This window comes from Fusibacillus kribbianus, from assembly GCF_030053595.1.
Classification (GTDB): domain Bacteria; phylum Bacillota; class Clostridia; order Lachnospirales; family Lachnospiraceae; genus Lientehia; species Lientehia kribbiana.
In genome coordinates, this window is record NZ_JASGBQ010000002.1 from 17,203 (window position 1) to 35,586 (window position 18,384).

Consider the following 18,384-nt stretch of genomic DNA (forward strand, 5'->3'; position numbering starts at 1 on the left):
TCACTTCATCCCCCTTACTACACCTTTTCCGGTTTTGATCTTGCTGACTAACGGGATCTTGGAGGAACAGATGTACTCACAGCACCTGCACTCGATACAATCCATAACATTTTTATCCTTCATACCCTGCCAGTTCTCCTCATCCGCATATTTTGCATAATACAGAGGAGACAGCTCCATAGGACATACATCCGCACAGCGTCCGCATTTGATGCAGGGCTGTTCCACGGTATGATCGGTATCCACAGCAATGATTCCGTTGGATCCCTTCATGATCGGAACGTTCGTATCGGAAAGAACGAATCCCATCATAGGACCGCCCGCCTTGATGGTGATGTCATCGCCGATCGTACCGCCGCAGTAATCGATCAGATCCTTTGTATTGGTACCGATTTTTACGATATAATTGCCCGGTTTTTTCAGTCTTTCACCGGTCACAGTCACAACACGCTCAACAAGAGGCATGCCGGTCTTAATTGCATCAGCAATGGCTTTTGTGGTACTGATGTTGCTCACGACGCAGCCCACATCTGCCGGAAGACCGCCACTGGGAACCTTTCTTCCTGTCACGCGCTTGATCAGCATCTTCTCAGCGCCCTGAGGGTATTTTGTTTTGGCAACTACAACTTCAATATTGCTGCACTCTGCAGTCTTTTCCTCCAGAAGTGCAATGGCATCCGGCTTATTATCCTCGATCACGATAACGCCCTTTTCAGCACCTACCGCCTTGAGGATGGCCTTGAGGCCAAAGATCACATCATCAGCGAACTCCAGCAGTACCCTGTGGTCTGCAGTCAGGAGAGGCTCACACTCACAACCGTTGAGCAGAATGGTATCCACCGGTTTGGCAGGTTTTAATTTCACTGCAGTCGGGAAGCCTGCGCCTCCCATACCTACGATTCCGGCCTCGCGGACGATCTCAACGATCTCATCCGGGGTAAGGCTGTCCAGGTCTTTATGAGGTTTTACAGACTCGTCAAGGGTATTCTTTCCGTCAGACTTGATCACAACAGACAGGCACTCACCCCTCGTTGCATGTCCATGATTCTCGATGGCGATCACAGTACCGCTGACGCTGGAATGGATCGGACTGCTGATAAAGGCTGCCGCCTCACCGATCTTCTGACCAACCTTAACAGTATCTCCCACCTGTACAACAGGATTTGCGGGAGCGCCTGCATGCATGGACAGAGGAATCACCACAACCTCAGGATCCGGGAACCGCTCCAGAGCGATGTGCTCAGTGTATTCCTTCCGCTCTGAAGGATGAACACCGCCGTAATAGCCGTCAAGTCTCGTCTCACGAACGGACTTCACATAATCATTGACAGCCTTGAAATTCACCTTGGAATAATCGCGCATCTGTACGGGCTGGTTCAGGAACTCTTCCAGACGGCCCTGCTTTTCCAGTCTCCGGTAAATCTTCTCCCATGCACAGTCCTTATTGCCGTCCACTTCACACTTTCCGTTCTTGGCACCACCACACTGTCCGTTGACCAGACTCTTGGAGCAGTCAACGATGGGGCAGATACCGCCGGTAACATTCAGATAACACTGAGCACAGGCATCACAGCCCTTTTTAGTCAGTGCCATACCGTGATATCCCCTGTAATTCAGGGAATTGCTGGCCGCAAAGACAGGCATTCCTGCCAGATCCGCAACTGTCTGAATACCCAGACCACAGGCCGCCACCAGAACATTCTCCGTTCCTTCCGGAAGCAAATCTTTAAGTTTCTTTTCGGTCTGGATCTTGTTGCACAGGAAATCAACCTTCGCACTGCCTGTGATCGTCTTTCCCTGCTCAGCAGCAAGCTTCTCCAGCTCGCCGCACTCCGGCTCATCAACCGATTCAAATTCCTTGAAGCATTTGTTACAAGCAACAATGAACAGGTTATCCTTGCCGGCCAATAATGATACCAGTTCATCATTACTCTTCAACTTATACTTGGTATAGTTTTCCAATTGCTCACCTTCCTTACAAAATAGTTTGCAAATCCTTATTATCTGCGCTGTCATTCATCTTTTCACAGATAATACTAAGGTAAGTATAGCATAAAGTTGCTGTATTATCTAGTCCAAACGCAACAAAAATATACATTATGTGCAAAAATACAAGAAGTTCTGAGCCAAACTCAGGTAATTCCTAAAATATCAGCAGATACGAACATACAATACCTCCTATAGTGCCAGCGCGCTGTCCACCCTCCTGAAAAGCTCCAGGTCGATCCGTTCCCGAAGCACCCGGTATTTTTCTGAGGTCAGGCCGCCATCCTCCTTTAAAACAGCATCCGCTGCTTCCGAAGCCTCCTTCAGGATATCCGCATCAGTGAACACATCACCGATGGCAAACTCCATCAGTCCGCTCTGGCGCAGCCCGAAAATATCCCCCGGCCCCCGCAGCTTCAGGTCCTCCAAAGCGATATAGAAGCCATCGTTGGACTTATTCAGGATCTCCAGTCTCTTGTTTTTTTCCGAATCCTCGGAAGCATTGATAAAAATGCAGTAGGACTGAAAGCCTCCGCGTCCCACACGCCCCCGCAGCTGATGAAGCTGTGCCAGTCCGAACCGCTCTGCATTTTCGATCATCATGACCGTGGCATTGGGCACATCTACTCCGACCTCAATGACCGTTGTGGACACCAGCACCTGAATCCTGTTTTCTGCAAATTCGCCCATGACCGCATCCTTCTGCTGAGCGCTCATCCTGCCATGGAGGTATTCCACACGGATCGATGGCGGAAGCTGGCTTCTCAGCTTTTTCGCATAATCGACCACATTTTCCCCCTCCATGAGCTCGCTCTCCTCCACCATGGGGCAGATCACATAAGCCTGTCTGCCCGAAGCCACCTCTTTGGCAATAAACTTATAAGCGTTTGGCCGGAATTCGATACCTACCACGCAGTTTTTGATGGGAAGCCGTTTCGCAGGAAGCTCATCCATAACCGAAATATCCAGGTCTCCGTACAGAATAATGGCAAGTGTCCGCGGAATGGGCGTTGCACTCATGACCAGCACATGAGGTTCGCCTCCCTTTTTGGAAAACAGTTCCCGCTGACGAACGCCGAACCGATGCTGCTCATCTGTGATCACCAGTCCCAGACTGTCGTAAACCACCTTATCCTGGATCAGAGCATGGGTACCAATGATGATATCCGCCTCATGGGCTGCGATCTGTTCATATACAAGGCGCTTTTCCTTCGCCGTCATGGAACCGGTCAAAAGAACCGTACGGCAAGGAATCTTATGGTCCGAAAACAGCTTTGTCACCGATTCGTAATGCTGTCTTGCCAATACCTCGGTGGGAGCCATCATGGCTCCCTGATATCCGCTTTCCACCACCGAAAGAAGCGCCAGAACTGCCACGATCGTCTTTCCTGAGCCCACATCCCCCTGCACCAGCCGGCTCATCAGGCTGTCGCTTCCCATATCCTTCAAAATATCCTGAAGCGTTTCCTTCTGAGCGCCGGTAAGATCATAGGGAAGTTCATTTTGAAGCTTGAGGGCCTCCCTCCCCGGCTTCACCGGAAAGCCGTTTTTCTTTTTCTCGTTACTTCCCCGCAGAAGACGCAGACAGAGAATAAAAAGGAAAAACTCATCAAACACCAGTCTTTTTCTGGCAAACAGAAGCTCCTCCTCGTTTTTCGGGAAATGGATCGTCCGGACTGCATAATTATATTCTGAAAGCTCCTCCTTCTTCCGTATCCATTCCGGCAGATAATCCTTCTGGACCGGAAGAGCCTCCAAGGCACTGTACACGGCCTTCCTCATGGTCTTATTGGTGAGTCCCGCCGTCAGATTGTAAACCGGCTGCCTTGTATGGAGAAGCCTGTCGTATTCGTCAAAACCAAGGACTGCCGGCTGTTCCATTACAAGGCCGTACCGGTTCCTCACGACCCTTCCGCGGAAGATATATCGTCCCCCTGGCTTCAGCACATTGGCAAGATAGGGCATATTAAACCAGACCGCCCGAAGGATTCCGCTGTCATCCTTCAAATTGGCAGTGATCACCTTCACCCTTGCAGTGAGCTTCACCTCCGGGCGCCCCGGAATCACTGCCGCCACCGCGTAGATCCCCGGTGTTTTTATGGTTCCGACGTCTGCCGGAGGCTCATACCTGTCATAATCTCTGGGATAGGATAAGATCAGGTCCCCGACAGTCCGGATATTCACCTTTTCCATCAGCTTTGCCGTTTTTTCTCCGATTCCCTTTATTTCAGTCACCGAATCCGTGAGCCGCACTGCCTGTCCCTCCTTTTGCCGCACAAGTCCCGATATAAAGAAAAGGTCCAGCGGACCTTTTCTCAAATCACCGGACAGCTCCGGTTATTCTGCCGATATAATATAGTAATAAATAGGCTGACCGCCGAAATGAAGCTCGATATCCACATCGGGATGCTGCTCCTCCGCTTTGGCAAGCAATGCCTCTGCGTCTTCCTCCGCCACATCACTTCCGTAATAGATCGTGACAAGCTCGGTATCCTCATCCACCATAGCTTCCAGAAGCTGAAGAGAGGTTTCCCCGATCTCCTTGCCCTCAGCCAGGATCGCCTTGTCACCGATTCCCATGATGTCACCTTCCTTGATCTCGAAGCCGTCCATGGAAGTATCCCGCACTGCATAGGTCACCTGTCCGGTCTTTACCCGGGACATTTCCTCGATCATAGCCGCCTTGTTTTCCTCCGGTGAAAGCTCCGGAATAAAATTGATGATGGCGGTGATTCCCTGGGGCACTGTTTTGGAAGGGATCACAACGATCTCCTTGTCCTCGCACAGATGAACGGCCTGTTCCGCCGCCAGGATGATGTTCTTATTGTTCGGGAAGATATAAATGGTATCTGCATTCACCTGGTCGATGGCATTCAGCATATCCTCGGTACTGGGGTTCATGGTCTGTCCGCCTTCAATGAGGTAATCCACATTGAGGCCCTTGAAGATCTCGCCAAGGCCTTCACCGATGGACACTGCAATGAATCCCACAGCCTTTCTGGGCTCTGTCTTTTTCTTCGCCTGCTCTGCTGCCAGCTTTGCCGCATCCTTGATGAGCTTCTCCTGATGCTCTTCTCTCATGTTATCGATCTTCATCCTGGAAAGGGAACCATACGTCAGAGCCCGCTGGATCGCCAGACCGGGATCATTGGTATGTACGTGGACCTTTACCAGATCATCGTCCGATACCAGCACAATGGAGTCGCCGATGGATTCCAGAAACGCCTTGAAATCCTGCTCCGTCTTTTCATTATATTCTTTTTCCAGATTGATGATAAATTCTGTACAGTAGCCGAACTTAATATCAAAGTCGTCTGCCTCTGCCTTCACTGCACCTGCAAATGCGGCAGGAGCTCCTGCATCCAGGGAGATTTCCTTGCCGAGGAATCCGTCAAAGGCTCCCTTCATAACCTGCATCAGACCCTGACCGCCGGAGTCGACCACACCGGCCTGTTTGAGAACAGGAAGCATCTCCGGAGTCTGGGAAAGAATCAGATCACCGTACTCAATGACTGCCCTGAGAAAGGCCTCCATATCCTCGGTTTCCTCGGAAAGCTCTGCTGCCTTATCCGCCATCCCCTTGGCTACCGTAAGGATAGTTCCCTCCTTCGGCTTCATAACTGCCTTGTAGGCTGTCTCCGTCGCCCTCTGGAAGGCCTTCGCCAAAATCCTTGTGTCGATCACGTCCACCGTTTTGATTTCCTTTGTAAGGCCTCTGAAAAGCTGGGACAGGATAACGCCGGAGTTTCCGCGGGCGCCACGCAGAGAACCGGAGGAAATGGCCTTGGCCAGCGTCTCCATGGTCGGATCCGTCAAAGCCTGTACTTCCTTTGCCGCAGACATAATCGTCAGTGTCATATTTGTTCCTGTATCTCCGTCGGGTACGGGAAATACGTTGAGTTCATTAATCCATTCCTTCTTACTCTCCAGGCCCTGCGCTCCTGCAAGAAACATGGTCTTTAAAAGAGCCGCATCAATTACATTTACTGCCACGACAGCGTTCCTCCTTGATTAACAGTCTATTACCCGGACACCCTCAACGAAGACATTGATCTTTTCCACTTCGATGCCCGTAAATTTTTCAACCTTGTATTTCACATTCTCGATGAGATTGTCTGCCACAGCCGAAATCGAAACTCCGTAGGACACGATCACATGAAAGCTCAGATGAAGCTTATTCTCCTCCACCTCCACATTGATTCCGTGAGTCAGACTGTCTCTCTTAAGAAGCTTTACCAGACCGTCCTTCATGCTGACTGCCGCCATACCGACGATACCGAAGCATTCAACAGCAACGCTGCCTGCATATTTTGCAATCACGTCTGTATCAATCAAGATTTCGCCCATCATGTTATTTATTCGACATTTCATAAGCTGACCTCCGCTTTTCTTGTTCCGTGCATAAAAAATTTCCACAATGCACCTATCTTAAAGTATTATACCCTTTTTCTCCCGAAAAAGGAATAAAAATTTTTTAAAATTTCCAGAGAAATTCTCTTGCATTTTTCACCAATATCTGATATTATGTTTAATGTTATGGGTCTGGCATGGACGTAAGCCAGCCAAATCTGTATAAGGAGGTGCTATCATGGCCAAATGTGCAATCTGTGAGAAAGGCGCTCACTTTGGAAATAAGGTTAGTCATTCCAATAGAAAATCCAGCAAGATGTGGAGTTCCAACGTTAAATCTGTCAGAGTAAAAGTAAACGGCGGCACAAGAAAGATGTATGTTTGTACATCCTGCCTGAAGTCCGGTCTGGTAGAGAGAGCTTAATTGGTTTTTATTGAAGAATGCAGGAAGAAGGTTTCACAACTGCTCTTCCATTCCGTCTGAATTTAGACGGTCTTATGAGTTAAAGATGATTATTTAGGGAGTGCTGCACAATGGCCTGAAATCAAATTGATTTTTGGTCAGGAGCAGCGCTTCTTCGTTTTTATGTCAGAAATCCCGGCTCAGATATCCTTTGCAGATATCTAGGCCGGGATTTAACATGCTTGTGCAATTCACTACACTGTTTTCTTTTATCTTTGCGCTCAGCCTTCCTTGATCCTCTGCACCTCCTGTTTCAGATCCATGAAGATCTCCACCAGAATCGGATCAAAGTCCTGACCGCTTCCCTCCTGAATGATCTCAAAGCAGGTCTCAAGCGGAAGGGCCGCCCGGTAACACCGATCCTCCGAAAGGGCATCAAACACATCCGCGATGGGATTGACCGTAAAGGCCGTGATCCCGTCCAGCAGCAGACAGACGATCCCTTCTCCGAGCAATCCATCGTAGATCGTTATCTTTCCGTTCAAATGAAAGCGTCTCCGCTCCTTCACATAAAGAAATGCAAGATAAAGGACAACCAACAGACATCAGGTCTGAAGCTTGCTGTATTCCAGATATTCGCTCATAACACTTTCCCCCTTCTGCTCCCATTGTACAGGATTCCGCCGCTGTCAGCCAGACCATTTTTTCATCTGTTTGTGTCAGATTTAAAGAAAAAGTCCCTCCTGCCAGATACTATTATCCTAGCAGAAGGGAGTTTCTTATATTATATCCTGTCTACCGCACACAGAAAAATTCCAGCTTCTCTCCTGCCGCACCCCGGCAGAAAGCCACCCGGATGGGATAAGGCGGTTCGGAGGGAAGGACCAGATCCTTCGGCTCCACCAGAATCTCATATCCGGCAGCGCGGACCGTTTCCACTAAAGCATCCACATCCGTTACCCCGAAAGCAAGATGCTCCAGGCAGTCCGTACCGGAGGGAGCCTCCCCTGCCGTTTCAATGATTTCCATCAGTCCGCATCCCGTGTCGATCATGGAACCGCGGACGCCTTCCTTAACCCAGCTTCTCACCAGATCAAATTTTAAAAGCTCTGTATAAAATGCAACGGCAGCATCATACTTTGCCGGTGAAGGCTTTAATCCTGCATGATGAATTCCTTTTATCAGTGGATTCATGGATCTGTTCCCCTTTTCCTCGAATTTCTTTTGTTAAGACATCGCCTGCAGCGCCGGTCTAAAAAGGCCTGCAGCAGCACAAATTCAGAATTGCATTCAGAGCAAGGATCTGGCAGCACCAGCTGTTCATATTTCCCATGCTCCGTCCATATCCCTCGCCCATGGACTCATACCAGCCTCCGCCGGATTCCAGACGGTTTAACAGGCTTCTGAACTGGGGATTGTCCGGTTCAAACTCGACCGCCCGCTTGGCGGATTCCATGGCCTGAATATTATTCCCCATACCGGCATTGGCTGCAGCATGGTAAAAATACCAGGTCCCCTGCCGGTCCCTGATCCCATCCAGCACATTGAGAGCTTCCTTATAATGGCCGGAATTGATATAATTGGCCGCAGCGCGAAGATGGCTGTCCGTTTCACTCTGGTAGGCATTCTGTCTCTGACCGCCGTAACCGGCGCCGCCAAAGCCTCCGAAACCGCCAAATCCACCGAAGCCTCCAAAAGGATCCTCACCACTGCTTCCGTAGGAACCGCCGTAAGGATTGTCATAGGAGCCGCCGCCCTGTCGTTTCTTCATTATAATATCGTAAGCCTGCTGAACTTCCTTGAACTTGGCCTCCGCAATCTCCGGATGCTCGCTGTTCATATTGGAGTCCGGATGATATTTCCGGCTCAGATTTCGATAGGCTTTTTTTATCTCTTCATCAGAGGCTGAAGGATCTACACCCAGCACATCATATGGATTCATTTATGTTCTCCGTTCTCTCTTCCCGTTTCTTTTTGATCATATCGTATTTTGTCCATACTCCAGCATACAATATATTTCTCAAAATTTCAATATCCTTTAAAACAGGCAGCGTCTCAAACTTCCCTGCGCAGCCCGCCATCATCATGGTAAGCACCTGCCGGAACCACTCCTCAAAATCCGGTCTGTCCTTCACAAAAAGAAGCGGATTATATCGGTGCTTTTTCTCATCCTGCGAAAGATCCTCATAGGCATCCATCAGATATATGAATTTCCCCAGATAAAAGCCCATAGCCCGGAGGCGGCCTTCCCATTGATCTTCCTTATATACAAGGATCTCCGCCAGCATTTTCCCCGTAAGTCCGGAGACCGCATCCAGATTCTCCTCCCCGTTCTTTTCACAGGCATGAAGCCTGGAAAGGCACTGCTCCACCTCATTCCACTGGCGGGGATAACGCTCCTTTAACGAAAGGCATTTCTTTTTCATCAGCTCTGCCGCCGCCAGACTCGTCACCTTCTTATCGTCCTGCCAGTCATCCATCAGGTTATGGTAAGCAAGAAGCACCGTCATGTCTGCCGCATAATCAATATACGGATTCTGGATCGACAGATGCTTTCCCGCCGGATGCAGCACACACCGCCGCATGGCGCGAAGCTCCTTACCCTCATATAATCCGGTAAGCAGGGCCGCCAGAAATACCATATCATAGCTGAGGGTTATCTGACCGGAAATGCCGTACCGTTTTCTAAGGCTCCTGCAGATTCCGCAGTAATACCCCTGATACCGTTCAAATTCCCGTATTTTAAGCTCAGGTTTGTTGATCGTCACGTAACCGAACATGTTATCCCCTTCCTGTACTTTTCTTTTCCTAATCATACCATAACCTGAAAAAATCGGAAGGATCTTTAGAAATTTATCAGGAAATTTTCCATTATTTTAGAAATACACCAGTTGAGATCCCTCTCCCCTACCGCTTCAGCTGTACGGATCTCACTGAATGCCACCGTCATTCCGTCGATGCGGTAAAGGATTTTTCCGACGAGCTGTCCTCTCTCAACAGGGGCCGTGAGACTGGTCTTCTGCTCTCTCAAGATCTCCACCTGCTCTCCCTCCCGCAAAAGAAGCCTCCACCTGCTCCCATCCCCCTTCACCTCTGCGAGAGAAACCGAGGAGCTCCCGTCCGGCTCTCCGTCATCGGAGATCCCGTTTTCCACCGGAATATCCGATAACTGTGGCCTTTCATAAATCTCTTTATAATCATAGGTGGAAAGCCCGTATTCCATGAGCTTTCTCGTATCGCTCCATTTATAGGTTTTGTTGTTGGGCCAGCCGCAGGCTAACAGCGCCACGATGAAGGTTTTTCCATCCCGCTCCAAAGCACCCACATAGCAATAGCCCGCCTCCCCGGTAAAGCCCGTTTTCCCGGAAAAAGCCCCTTCCATCATATGAAGAAAGGCATTGTGATTCTGGCAGGAAAAGTTTCTGCCCGCTGCCTGAAACTGATAGCTTTCCGTACCGGTGATCTCCCGGAACCTCTCCTTTTTCGGCGATTCCATTGTACAGTAGCGCATGATCCTTGCCAGGTCTTCCGCTGTTGTGGAATGAGTCTTCATGGTCCCGTCCACCTCTTTGGTAAGGTCCAGACCGTTCGGGGTCAGAAAACAGGTGTCTGTACAGCCGATCTCCCGCGCTTTCTGATTCATCAGAACGGAAAATGCCTCCTGACTGCCGGATACCGCCTCCGCAATGGCCACTGCGGAATCGTTGTGGGATTCCAGCATCAGGGAATACAGAAGATCCTTAAGCAGATACTGCTCTCCTTCCTGCATCCCCAGATGTACCTTTGGCTGAGAGGCTGCACAGGCAGAAACGGTGATCATGGTATCCTCCTTCAGGTTCTCCAGTGCAAGGATACAGGTCATGATCTTTGTGGTACTGGCCATTGGGCGTATCTCACGGCTGTTTTTCCCGTAAAGGATCCGGCCCGAATCCCCATCCATCAGTACAGCACAGACTGCATGAAGCTCTCCCGGTCCCGGATCTGCTTCTGAAACGGCCTCCTCCTCTGCCGCCAAAGCAGCTCCTGTCCACTGATTTAACAAAAAAGCACAAAAGATTAATGACAGGATTCCTATTATAAATCGTACTGTTTTTCTTTCAGCCATGAGATCTCCCCGGGACACTTCCCTCCCTTCATTCTATGCCGGGGTTCTGCCTTCATTCATGTTGACAATCCATTCCCTCAATGATATACTTTGCTTGAATAAGTATGCCTTCAGGTGCTGGAGTTTTGCTCCGGAGAATAGGGAAGCAAGTGAGATTCTTGCGCGGTCCCGCCACTGTAAGGGCTGGATGAGGCTTATGAACGCCACTGTCTGCGGATGGGAAGGCAAAGCCTTTATGCCCAAGCCAGGAGACCTGCCTGGAGGCAATATTTTGCACAGGAGCTGCGGCGATGGTTTCGGTGTAATACAAAGGGAATCTTATCTGTTCATAATTCCTGCTGTTATACCTTTCCGGTCATGCCTGAAAGGTTTATTTTATTTTGGAGGTATCTTATGACAAAAGGACAAAGAAAACTGATTATTGTTTCATGTGCCTTTGCCCTGGGCTTTGGAATCATTCCTACAGCAAATGCCATGCACATTATGGAAGGCTATCTTCCCTTATCCTATGCCATCGGCTGGGGTGTGGTCTGTGTCCCTTTTCTTCTTGCCGGTCTTTTTTCTATCAAAAAAACGGTATCGGAGCACAGAAAGACTCTGATGATTCTGGCTATGGTCGGAGCTTATGCGTTTGTGCTCTCATCCTTAAAAATTCCGTCTGTCACGGGCAGCAGCTCCCATCCCACAGGAACCGGCCTCGGAGCTATCCTTTTCGGTCCCTGTGCCATGAGTGTGCTTGGTATCATTGTCCTTTTATTCCAGGCGGTTCTGCTGGCCCATGGAGGCCTCACCACACTGGGAGCCAATACCTTTTCCATGGCCATCGCCGGTCCCTTCGTGGCCTGGGGTGTATTTAAACTGGTTTCCAGATTCCGCTGTCCAAAACCTGCCGCTGTATTTCTGGCTTCCTGCCTGGGCAGTCTTTTCACCTACTGCGTGACCTCGGTACAGCTCGGTGTGGCTCACCCCGGTGAAGCCGGAGTCGCTGCCGCAACCTTGGAATTTCTCGGAATCTTCGCTGTGACCCAGATTCCGCTGGCGATCATCGAAGGCATTCTGACTGCCGTCGTGATCATGGGACTGGAAACCTATGCAAAAAGTGAACTCACCGAGCTTGGTTATTTCAAGAAAGGAGCCGTCTGATGGAAGAAAAAAAGGCCCCTTCCGGGAGATGGAAAACGGTTGTGATCCTCCTTCTGATCTGTGTGATCATCGCGATTTTTCCACTGGCCTTTCTAAAGGATTCGGAATTCGGTGGAGCTGACGGCGCTGCTGAAGAAGCTATCACCCAGATCGATCCGGAATATGAGGCATGGGCCTCTCCCGTTCTGGAGCCTCCGGGAGGAGAAACGGAATCTCTTCTGTTCTGCCTGCAGGCTGCTGTCGGATCCGGAATCTTCTTTTACTGTTTCGGCGTGCTGAGAGAACGCCACCGCAAAGAAAAAAATGCCTGACGGCATTCCATAAAGGAGTTTTAATATGCAGAAAACAGGAATCCTGGCAGTCAGCTTCGGCACCAGCTACCGTGACGCGCTGACAAAAAACATCGAAGCCATCGAAACCGATCTCGGCAATGCCTTTCCCGGCTGTGAGCTTCGACGTGCCTTTACCAGTGGTATGATCATCCGCAAGCTGAAAAATCGGGACGGCCTTTCCGTCTACACAGTGGAGGAGGCTCTGGAATCCTTCGCAAGGGACGGCATCACGGATCTGATCGTCCAGCCCACCCATATCATCAACGGCATTGAAAATGATAACATGCTGGCTGTCCTCTCCTCCTTCCGGGATCGCTTCCATTCCATTCGGGTCGGCGCTCCCCTTCTTTCTTCCACGGAGGATTATCACGCCCTGATCGACAGCATCACTGAGGAATTCCCGGACCTGAAATCTGACGAGTTTCTTGTGTTCATGGGCCACGGTACCGAGCATCACGCCAATGCCGTTTATCCGGCTCTCGATTACATGCTGAAGGCCGCCGGATACAAAAATATCTATATCGGCACAGTAGAAGGATATCCGGATCTTACGCTTGTGAAGGAGCTTGTCCGGAAAGAAGCACCGAAGAAAATCCTCCTGGCTCCCCTTATGGTGGTTGCAGGCGATCACGCCTCCAACGATATGGCCGGAGATGAGGAAGATTCCTGGAAAAGTGAATTTGAACGGGAAGGTTACCAGGTGTCCTGTGTTTTGAAGGGCCTTGGGGAATATGCCTCCATCCGAAAACTGTTTATAGAACATGCAAAAGCGGCTTCTGTTATTTAGAAGCCGCTTTCGCTTGATCCGTTTATTCTATTCCGCCAGAGCTCCCAAAACCGTCTCTAAGATAGAATCATCGATCAGGCTGCATTCCTGTTCGTAGGCATAATCTTCGATCTCACACTGTACCACACGTCCATCCTCCAGAATGGTCCACGCAAAATACTCGATATAATTGCTGGTTTCATCATAGGTGTAAGAAACCTTTATGAAGCTCCAAATATGGTTGCCGCCCCCATAAAGCTGCTTCGTCTGAACCTCCACGTTGGAATAATCCTCATCCTCCTGATAGTATTTCACATCATCCATGTAGTACTCTTCCATCTCTTCTTCCGTATAATCGGAATCAAGCATATAGCTCGCCACGACTGATTCGAAATCCTGATTTCCAAGATAATCAAACATGAAATAGGTGTTATCAGAATACTCGTTGAATGCAAAGCCCTCCGGAGTGCGGATATTCACTCTGGTTCCTTCATCCCAGAAGTTCTCCAGCTGATAGCTTCCGTCGGGATTGATATATATGGTATCTTCATCTTCCTCTCCGGAATCAGTTCCCTGAGGAATTCTTACTGCAGAATCAGTTTCCCTTTCCCCATCATTTTCAGAGATGCTTCCGTTTAAGAAGCTTTCAAGACCGCCGTCTTCCTCACCGCCATCCGTCACATCTGCCGCCTTTGCCGCCTCAGGCACCTTGATCTCATCGATTTCATTAAACCGGCCGAAGGTTATGGTCATAACAAATTCATTGACGGAGATCTCTGCATCAGAGGAGCCGGAAGCTCCCATGGCATTCTTCATAAGCTCCGACATGGAATCACCGCAGTCCAGGATCATTTCCACGGGCAGCTTTTTCTCCGCATCGATCTTGATCACAGAATCGATTTTGACGCCGGACCAATCTGCTCCGCCTACTCCTAAATTTGCAGCACTGTTCATCTGACCCATGATGCTTTCCATATATTCTCCGGAAATGGTGGTATTCAGAACATAGACCTCTTTGCCGTCAAGCTTCTCAGTCTTGTCCTGAAGCTTGTATTCCTCGTTCTGAGAAAACATCTCCGAAATTTCGTTTAAGCTGTTTTCATCAGGCTTCTCTGTCTCGGTTCTGGTCCACTCTCCGGCAGTATTGGTGTAGACTGCATATTTTCCATTCTCCACCACCGAATAGCTTTCCATGTCCACATTCATGCCAAGCAGGCTCATGGAGACCGTTCCGGTCATATGGGCAGCCTCCGGATCCTTCGTCTGCTCTGTCTTCATGCTCATGGTGACGTCCAGATCAAGGCCGACGCCGCTCTGTTTGATGCCCATGGAAATATCGGCATCGATGTCCATGGACATGGAAGTGACCTTTTCCATATTGGCCTTTACTTCCTTCATAAGCTCCTCCGCCGTCACCTTTTTGCCGCAGCCGGCGAAAAGCACCGACGTAAACGCAAGAAGAACGGTAAGAAAAACTGCACACTGTTTTTTCATTCTCATTGTCTCCTCCCTTTTTTTTCAGTATACTATCTGCCCCTCGTTTTGTCCAGCATATAAAGAAGTGCATTGCAGATGGCTGCCGCCACATTGCTTCCGCCCTTTCTTCCTCTTGCCACGATATAGGGCACATCAGTTTCCATGATGAGTTCTTTGGACTGAACCACATTTACAAAGCCGACGGGAACCCCGATCACCAGTGCCGGGGAAATCCTTCCCTCCTCAATGAGCTCATAAAGACGGACCAGTGCCGTAGGCGCATTGCCGATGGCAAAAATCAACGGTCCTTCCATGGATACCGCTTTCTCAATGCTGGCAACGGCTCTTGTCGTTCCGTTTTTTCGGGCTGCCTCCGCCACATCCTCGTCACTCATAAAGCAGTAAACCTGTCCTCCGTATTTTGCCAGAGAACGCTTGTTGATGCCGGATCGTCCCATCTGGGTGTCTGTCACGATGGACGCCCCGTTTTTTATGGCATCCAATGCCTTCTCCATGACTCCGTCGGAAAAGCAGAGGGTGTCCGCATATTCAAAATCTGCTGAGGTGTGAATGACCCTCTTGATCAGTGCTGCCTTATCCTCCGGCAACTTCCTGTCGCCCAGCTCCGCAGTAATGATCTCAAAGCTGCGTTTTTCAATGTCGCCGGGCAGAACATTTTCCAGTGTAACCTTCATATCGCCTGCCTCCTAATATTCAATTCCCTTTCGGGCAGAAATGCCTCTGTCAAAAGGATGCTTTACCTTTTTTATCTCCGAAACATAATCTGCCAGTGAAAGAAGCTCCTCCTCCGGATCTCTGCCTGTCATGACCACCTCCAGATTTTCAGGTTTTGTCCGGAGCCACTGAAGAAACCGTTCCCTGTCAACAAAGCCGTGACGGAAGGTGGCAATGATCTCGTCCATCACAAGGACCGCATCCCCTGACGCCGCCTTCTGTTCTGCCGTATGGACTGCTTCCCACAAAAGGCTGTCATAGACCTTACCGGCCTCCGCCTTCTGCTCGTCTGTCATATTCCAGTAAAATCCAAAGGACCTACAGCAGGGTACCATGGTAATACCGGGAATACAGGCCAGGCTTTTCAGTTCCCCGGAGCCCTCCGTCTTTAAAAATCGGACAAATACTACGGAAAGTCCGGCTCCGGCACTCCGCACCGCCTGACCGATGGCCGCCGAGGTCTTTCCCTTGCCTTCCCCACAGTAGATCTGAATGAGTCCAACCATCCTGCTTCCTCCTTCACAAATTCCTTTAAATTCCTTCTTCGATGATCCGGTAGACAGCCTCCATGTCCATATGCTTTCTCACGGCATCTGCCAGGATATCGTACTGTCTCTCCTTATATGCCTCCATATCAAAGGCCTTTATGGCATCGGAGGAAAGTCCCTTTCTCTCATAGAGGCTTCCCACAAGTGCCTTTGCCACCGCCTCATCATCAAATACGCCGTGGACATACGTACCGCATACATTATCCTTGAAAGCACCATCAGCCTTTCCGGAAGGCTGTAATACGGTAAGGGGCTCCGCTCCCTCCTTCAGTGTGCTGACTCCCATATGGATCTCATAGCCCCTGAAGGATACACCGGAAAGACCGGCAAACAGTCCCGTAGGCTGCCGGAACACCCCTTCTGTCTGGGTTCTTGTTTTCTGTCCGGCAAAAACTGTGTCCATGGGAAGAAGCCCCATGCCCCGGATGGAGCCGCCGGCCTCCACGCCTTCCGGGTCGGAAAGGGTATCACCCAGCATCTGATATCCACCGCAGATTCCCATTACCGCCGTTCCGGATGCCGCCGCCTTAAGGACTGCCGCCTCCAGGCCGTTCTGCCTCATCCACAGAAGATCCTCCATGGTATTTTTCGTGCCGGGAAGCAGGATCAGATCCGGAACTCCCAGCTGTCCCGCCGATGCCACATACCGGAGATTCACACCGTCCATGGCCTCCAGAGGCTTAAAATCAGTGAAATTGGAAATTCTCGGAACCCGGATCACCGCAATATCGATCAGTCCCCCGGTTTCCTTTCGCTCAAACCGCTCCGTCAGACTGTCCTCATCGTCAATATCCACATGAAGATAAGGAATGACTCCCACTGTCGGGATCCCGATCCGCTCCTCCAGCATCTGGATCCCGGGATCAAGGATCGTCTTGTCCCCGCGGAATTTATTGATGACCGTGCCCTTCACCATGGCCTTTTCATCCTCCGCAAGGAGCATGACCGTGCCGATGAGCTGGGCAAAGACCCCGCCGCGGTCAACGTCACCGGCAAGAAGCACCGGAGCCTTGGCAAGCTTTGCCATTCCCATATTGACAATATCGTCTTTCTTTAAATTGATCTCTGCCGGACTCCCGGCTCCCTCCAGAACGATGATATCATATTCCGAAGCCAGAGAATCGTATGCCTTCATAATATCCGGAATCAGAGCTTTTTTATACCGGAAATAATCTCTGGCCGACATATTTCCCCGGACCTCTCCGTTCACAATGACCTGAGAACCGGTATCATTGGTAGGCTTCAATAAGATCGGATTCATCCGCACCGAGGGCTTTATGCCGGCCGCCTCCGCCTGCATGACCTGGGCACGGCCCATCTCCAGGTCTTCCTCCGTGATAAATGAATTAAGAGCCATATTCTGGGATTTGAAGGGCGCCACCCTCCAACCATCCTGACGAAGGACCCGCAGAATTCCTCCGGTCAGCAGGCTTTTTCCCGCATTGGACATGGTTCCCTGTATCATAAGTGCCTTTGCCATGGCCTGATTCCTCCTGTTCATGAAAAACACAGTTTCAAAACTCTGATCAGCGCTTCATTTTCCTCATGGGTCCTCACCGCGATCCGGTAATACCCCTTTGAGAGGCCCCGGTAATTGGAGCAGTCACGAATAAGGATTCCCCTGGAAAGAAGCGCTTCCCACAGTCCCTTTCTGTCACAATAAAAAAACAGATAATTGGCGCTTCCCTCATAAAGCTTCATCGGAAAGCTTCTGAGTCTTTCTGAGAGCCACTTCCGCTCCCTGCTTATATAATCCACAGATCGTTTCACATAGGCCGTCTCTTTAAGCGCCGCCAGACCGGCACAGGCCGCCGGCAGGGATACACTCCAGGGCTGCCTGAGGCCGTTCATCTGATCGAGGAGCTCCTGCTCCTCTGTCAGACCGTATCCCAGCCGAAGTCCGGCCATGGCATACGTCTTTGTAAAGGCCTTTAAAAGAAAGAGACTGCCTCCGGAAAGCTGGTCCTCCATGGTGTAAAGCTCTTTTTTACCGGTCAGTTCCAGAAAACACTCATCAATAACAAGAAGAGCCCCAACCGACCTGCACCGGTCAAGGATCCGCAAAAGGGTCGTCTTTTCCGTGAGAACTCCCGTGGGATTGTTGGGGTTACAGAGATAGACAAGCTCTGTCCCTTCCGTGATTGCCTCAATAAAATCCTCCTTCAGGCAAAAACCTGTCTCCTCCTTCAGCCGGTAAAAGACACACTCGCAGCCGCAGGCTGACAGCGCAGTTTCATATTCCGCAAAGGTCGGTGCAGGGAGAAGTGCCTTCTTCGGCTTTTTTGCTGCAGCCAGAAGAAAAATAAGCTCTGCCGCGCCGTTGCCGCAGATGACCTTCGATGCTTCCGTGCCGGCTGCGGCCGCGATCGCCTCCCTGAGTTCCAGAGAATCCGGATCCGGATAGCGCTCTGACCGGCAGACTCCCCCGATGGCCGCATCCCTTACAGACTCCGGCATCCCCAGGGGATTCAGGTTTGCAGAAAAATCCGTCACGTTTTTATGCTGATACACGTTGCCGCCATGTACATGCTTCTTCATGT

At 50.2% G+C, this 18,384-nt stretch carries 18 protein-coding genes and 1 riboswitch; of the genes, 4 read left to right on the forward strand and 14 right to left on the reverse strand.

Annotation, left to right across the window (positions count from 1 at the left end):
• From rsxC to QJ036_RS01825, 4 genes are all read right to left on the reverse strand, one after another.
• Nucleotides 1-1,962 (reverse strand): electron transport complex subunit RsxC, encoded by a 1,962-nt coding sequence (gene rsxC / locus QJ036_RS01810; RefSeq protein ID WP_283229729.1) that lies wholly within the window; start codon nt 1,960-1,962, stop codon nt 1-3.
• Nucleotides 1,963-2,178: 216 nt separating this feature from the next.
• A complete protein-coding gene (gene recG, locus QJ036_RS01815; RefSeq protein WP_283229730.1) occupies nt 2,179-4,239 on the reverse strand; it encodes an ATP-dependent DNA helicase RecG in 2,061 nt (686 codons plus the stop codon).
• An 84-nt stretch (nt 4,240-4,323) separates the two neighbouring features.
• Entirely contained in the window at nt 4,324-5,979 is a 1,656-nt protein-coding gene (locus QJ036_RS01820) for a DAK2 domain-containing protein (protein ID WP_283229731.1), read from the reverse strand.
• An 18-nt stretch (nt 5,980-5,997) separates the two neighbouring features.
• The gene (locus QJ036_RS01825) at nt 5,998-6,357 is read right to left on the reverse strand and encodes an Asp23/Gls24 family envelope stress response protein (protein ID WP_283229732.1); all 360 of its coding nucleotides are present in this window, start codon (nt 6,355-6,357) and stop codon (nt 5,998-6,000) included.
• 217 nt (nt 6,358-6,574) lie between these two features.
• Here QJ036_RS01825 and rpmB point away from each other — a divergent pair, with 217 nt between their 5' ends.
• The gene (gene rpmB, locus QJ036_RS01830; RefSeq protein ID WP_191447220.1) at nt 6,575-6,760 is read left to right on the forward strand and encodes a 50S ribosomal protein L28; all 186 of its coding nucleotides are present in this window, start codon (nt 6,575-6,577) and stop codon (nt 6,758-6,760) included.
• A 260-nt stretch (nt 6,761-7,020) separates the two neighbouring features.
• Here the strand turns inward: rpmB and QJ036_RS01835 are convergent, their stop codons facing one another.
• From QJ036_RS01835 to QJ036_RS01855, 5 genes are all read right to left on the reverse strand, one after another.
• Entirely contained in the window at nt 7,021-7,284 is a 264-nt protein-coding gene (locus QJ036_RS01835; protein WP_283229733.1) for a hypothetical protein, read from the reverse strand.
• Nucleotides 7,285-7,534: 250 nt separating this feature from the next.
• Nucleotides 7,535-7,933 (reverse strand): VOC family protein, encoded by a 399-nt coding sequence (locus QJ036_RS01840; protein ID WP_283229734.1) that lies wholly within the window; start codon nt 7,931-7,933, stop codon nt 7,535-7,537.
• 58 nt (nt 7,934-7,991) lie between these two features.
• Nucleotides 7,992-8,681 (reverse strand): J domain-containing protein, encoded by a 690-nt coding sequence (locus QJ036_RS01845; protein ID WP_283229735.1) that lies wholly within the window; start codon nt 8,679-8,681, stop codon nt 7,992-7,994.
• Nucleotides 8,668-9,519, reverse strand: a complete 852-nt coding sequence (locus QJ036_RS01850) for a DUF5685 family protein (RefSeq protein ID WP_283229736.1) — start codon at nt 9,517-9,519, stop codon at nt 8,668-8,670. The genes QJ036_RS01845 and QJ036_RS01850 overlap by 14 nt, the downstream gene beginning before the upstream one ends.
• A gap of 65 nt (nt 9,520-9,584) precedes the next feature.
• Nucleotides 9,585-10,844 carry a D-alanyl-D-alanine carboxypeptidase family protein gene (locus QJ036_RS01855; protein ID WP_283229737.1) on the reverse strand — a complete coding sequence of 420 codons (1,260 nt, stop codon included), beginning with the start codon at nt 10,842-10,844 and terminating at the stop codon, nt 9,585-9,587.
• Nucleotides 10,845-10,939: 95 nt separating this feature from the next.
• Nucleotides 10,940-11,119, forward strand: a riboswitch (cobalamin riboswitch).
• Nucleotides 11,120-11,237: 118 nt separating this feature from the next.
• Between QJ036_RS01855 and QJ036_RS01860 the strand changes: the two genes are divergently transcribed.
• Genes QJ036_RS01860 through QJ036_RS01870 form a run of 3 tightly spaced genes read left to right on the forward strand, consistent with a single transcriptional unit; the run spans nt 11,238 to nt 13,106 of the window.
• Nucleotides 11,238-11,987: an energy-coupling factor ABC transporter permease gene (locus QJ036_RS01860; protein ID WP_283229738.1), complete on the forward strand. Its 750-nt coding sequence runs from the start codon at nt 11,238-11,240 to the stop codon at nt 11,985-11,987.
• Nucleotides 11,987-12,298, forward strand: a complete 312-nt coding sequence (locus QJ036_RS01865) for an energy-coupling factor ABC transporter substrate-binding protein (RefSeq protein WP_283229739.1) — start codon at nt 11,987-11,989, stop codon at nt 12,296-12,298. Before QJ036_RS01860 ends, QJ036_RS01865 begins: the two co-directional genes overlap by 1 nt.
• Nucleotides 12,299-12,323: 25 nt before the next feature.
• Nucleotides 12,324-13,106, forward strand: coding sequence for a sirohydrochlorin cobaltochelatase (locus tag QJ036_RS01870; protein ID WP_283229740.1), 783 nt, complete (start codon nt 12,324-12,326; stop codon nt 13,104-13,106).
• A 27-nt stretch (nt 13,107-13,133) separates the two neighbouring features.
• Here the strand turns inward: QJ036_RS01870 and QJ036_RS01875 are convergent, their stop codons facing one another.
• The 5 genes from QJ036_RS01875 to cobD are packed head-to-tail and all read right to left on the reverse strand — an operon-like array spanning nt 13,134 to nt 18,382.
• Complete coding sequence (locus QJ036_RS01875) at nt 13,134-14,585, reverse strand: DUF6612 family protein (RefSeq protein WP_283229741.1); 1,452 nt, start codon at nt 14,583-14,585, stop codon at nt 13,134-13,136.
• Nucleotides 14,586-14,611: 26 nt separating this feature from the next.
• Entirely contained in the window at nt 14,612-15,256 is a 645-nt protein-coding gene (locus tag QJ036_RS01880) for a precorrin-8X methylmutase (protein ID WP_283229742.1), read from the reverse strand.
• Between the two features lie 12 nt (nt 15,257-15,268).
• On the reverse strand, nt 15,269-15,802 hold the full coding sequence (locus QJ036_RS01885; protein WP_283229743.1) for a cob(I)yrinic acid a,c-diamide adenosyltransferase: 534 nt from the start codon (nt 15,800-15,802) through the stop codon (nt 15,269-15,271).
• Between the two features lie 25 nt (nt 15,803-15,827).
• A complete protein-coding gene (locus tag QJ036_RS01890; RefSeq protein ID WP_283229744.1) occupies nt 15,828-17,324 on the reverse strand; it encodes a cobyric acid synthase in 1,497 nt (498 codons plus the stop codon).
• Between the two features lie 17 nt (nt 17,325-17,341).
• Nucleotides 17,342-18,382, reverse strand: coding sequence for a threonine-phosphate decarboxylase CobD (gene cobD, locus QJ036_RS01895; protein ID WP_283229745.1), 1,041 nt, complete (start codon nt 18,380-18,382; stop codon nt 17,342-17,344).
• Nucleotides 18,383-18,384: the final 2 nt, after the last annotated feature.

Coding starts and splice junctions, on each gene's coding strand:
- QJ036_RS01865 (WP_283229739.1), top strand. CDS start 11,987: ATGGAAGAAAAAAAGGCCCCTTCCGGGAGATGGAAAACGGTTGTGATC.
- cobD (WP_283229745.1), bottom strand. CDS start 18,382: ATGAAGAAGCATGTACATGGCGGCAACGTGTATCAGCATAAAAACGTG.
- QJ036_RS01880 (WP_283229742.1), bottom strand. CDS start 15,256: ATGAAGGTTACACTGGAAAATGTTCTGCCCGGCGACATTGAAAAACGC.
- QJ036_RS01870 (WP_283229740.1), top strand. CDS start 12,324: ATGCAGAAAACAGGAATCCTGGCAGTCAGCTTCGGCACCAGCTACCGT.
- QJ036_RS01840 (WP_283229734.1), bottom strand. CDS start 7,933: ATGAATCCACTGATAAAAGGAATTCATCATGCAGGATTAAAGCCTTCA.
- QJ036_RS01845 (WP_283229735.1), bottom strand. CDS start 8,681: ATGAATCCATATGATGTGCTGGGTGTAGATCCTTCAGCCTCTGATGAA.
- rpmB (WP_191447220.1), top strand. CDS start 6,575: ATGGCCAAATGTGCAATCTGTGAGAAAGGCGCTCACTTTGGAAATAAG.
- QJ036_RS01885 (WP_283229743.1), bottom strand. CDS start 15,802: ATGGTTGGACTCATTCAGATCTACTGTGGGGAAGGCAAGGGAAAGACC.
- QJ036_RS01890 (WP_283229744.1), bottom strand. CDS start 17,324: ATGGCAAAGGCACTTATGATACAGGGAACCATGTCCAATGCGGGAAAA.
- QJ036_RS01825 (WP_283229732.1), bottom strand. CDS start 6,357: ATGAAATGTCGAATAAATAACATGATGGGCGAAATCTTGATTGATACA.
- QJ036_RS01860 (WP_283229738.1), top strand. CDS start 11,238: ATGACAAAAGGACAAAGAAAACTGATTATTGTTTCATGTGCCTTTGCC.
- QJ036_RS01875 (WP_283229741.1), bottom strand. CDS start 14,585: ATGAGAATGAAAAAACAGTGTGCAGTTTTTCTTACCGTTCTTCTTGCG.
- QJ036_RS01855 (WP_283229737.1), bottom strand. CDS start 10,844: ATGGCTGAAAGAAAAACAGTACGATTTATAATAGGAATCCTGTCATTA.
- QJ036_RS01850 (WP_283229736.1), bottom strand. CDS start 9,519: ATGTTCGGTTACGTGACGATCAACAAACCTGAGCTTAAAATACGGGAA.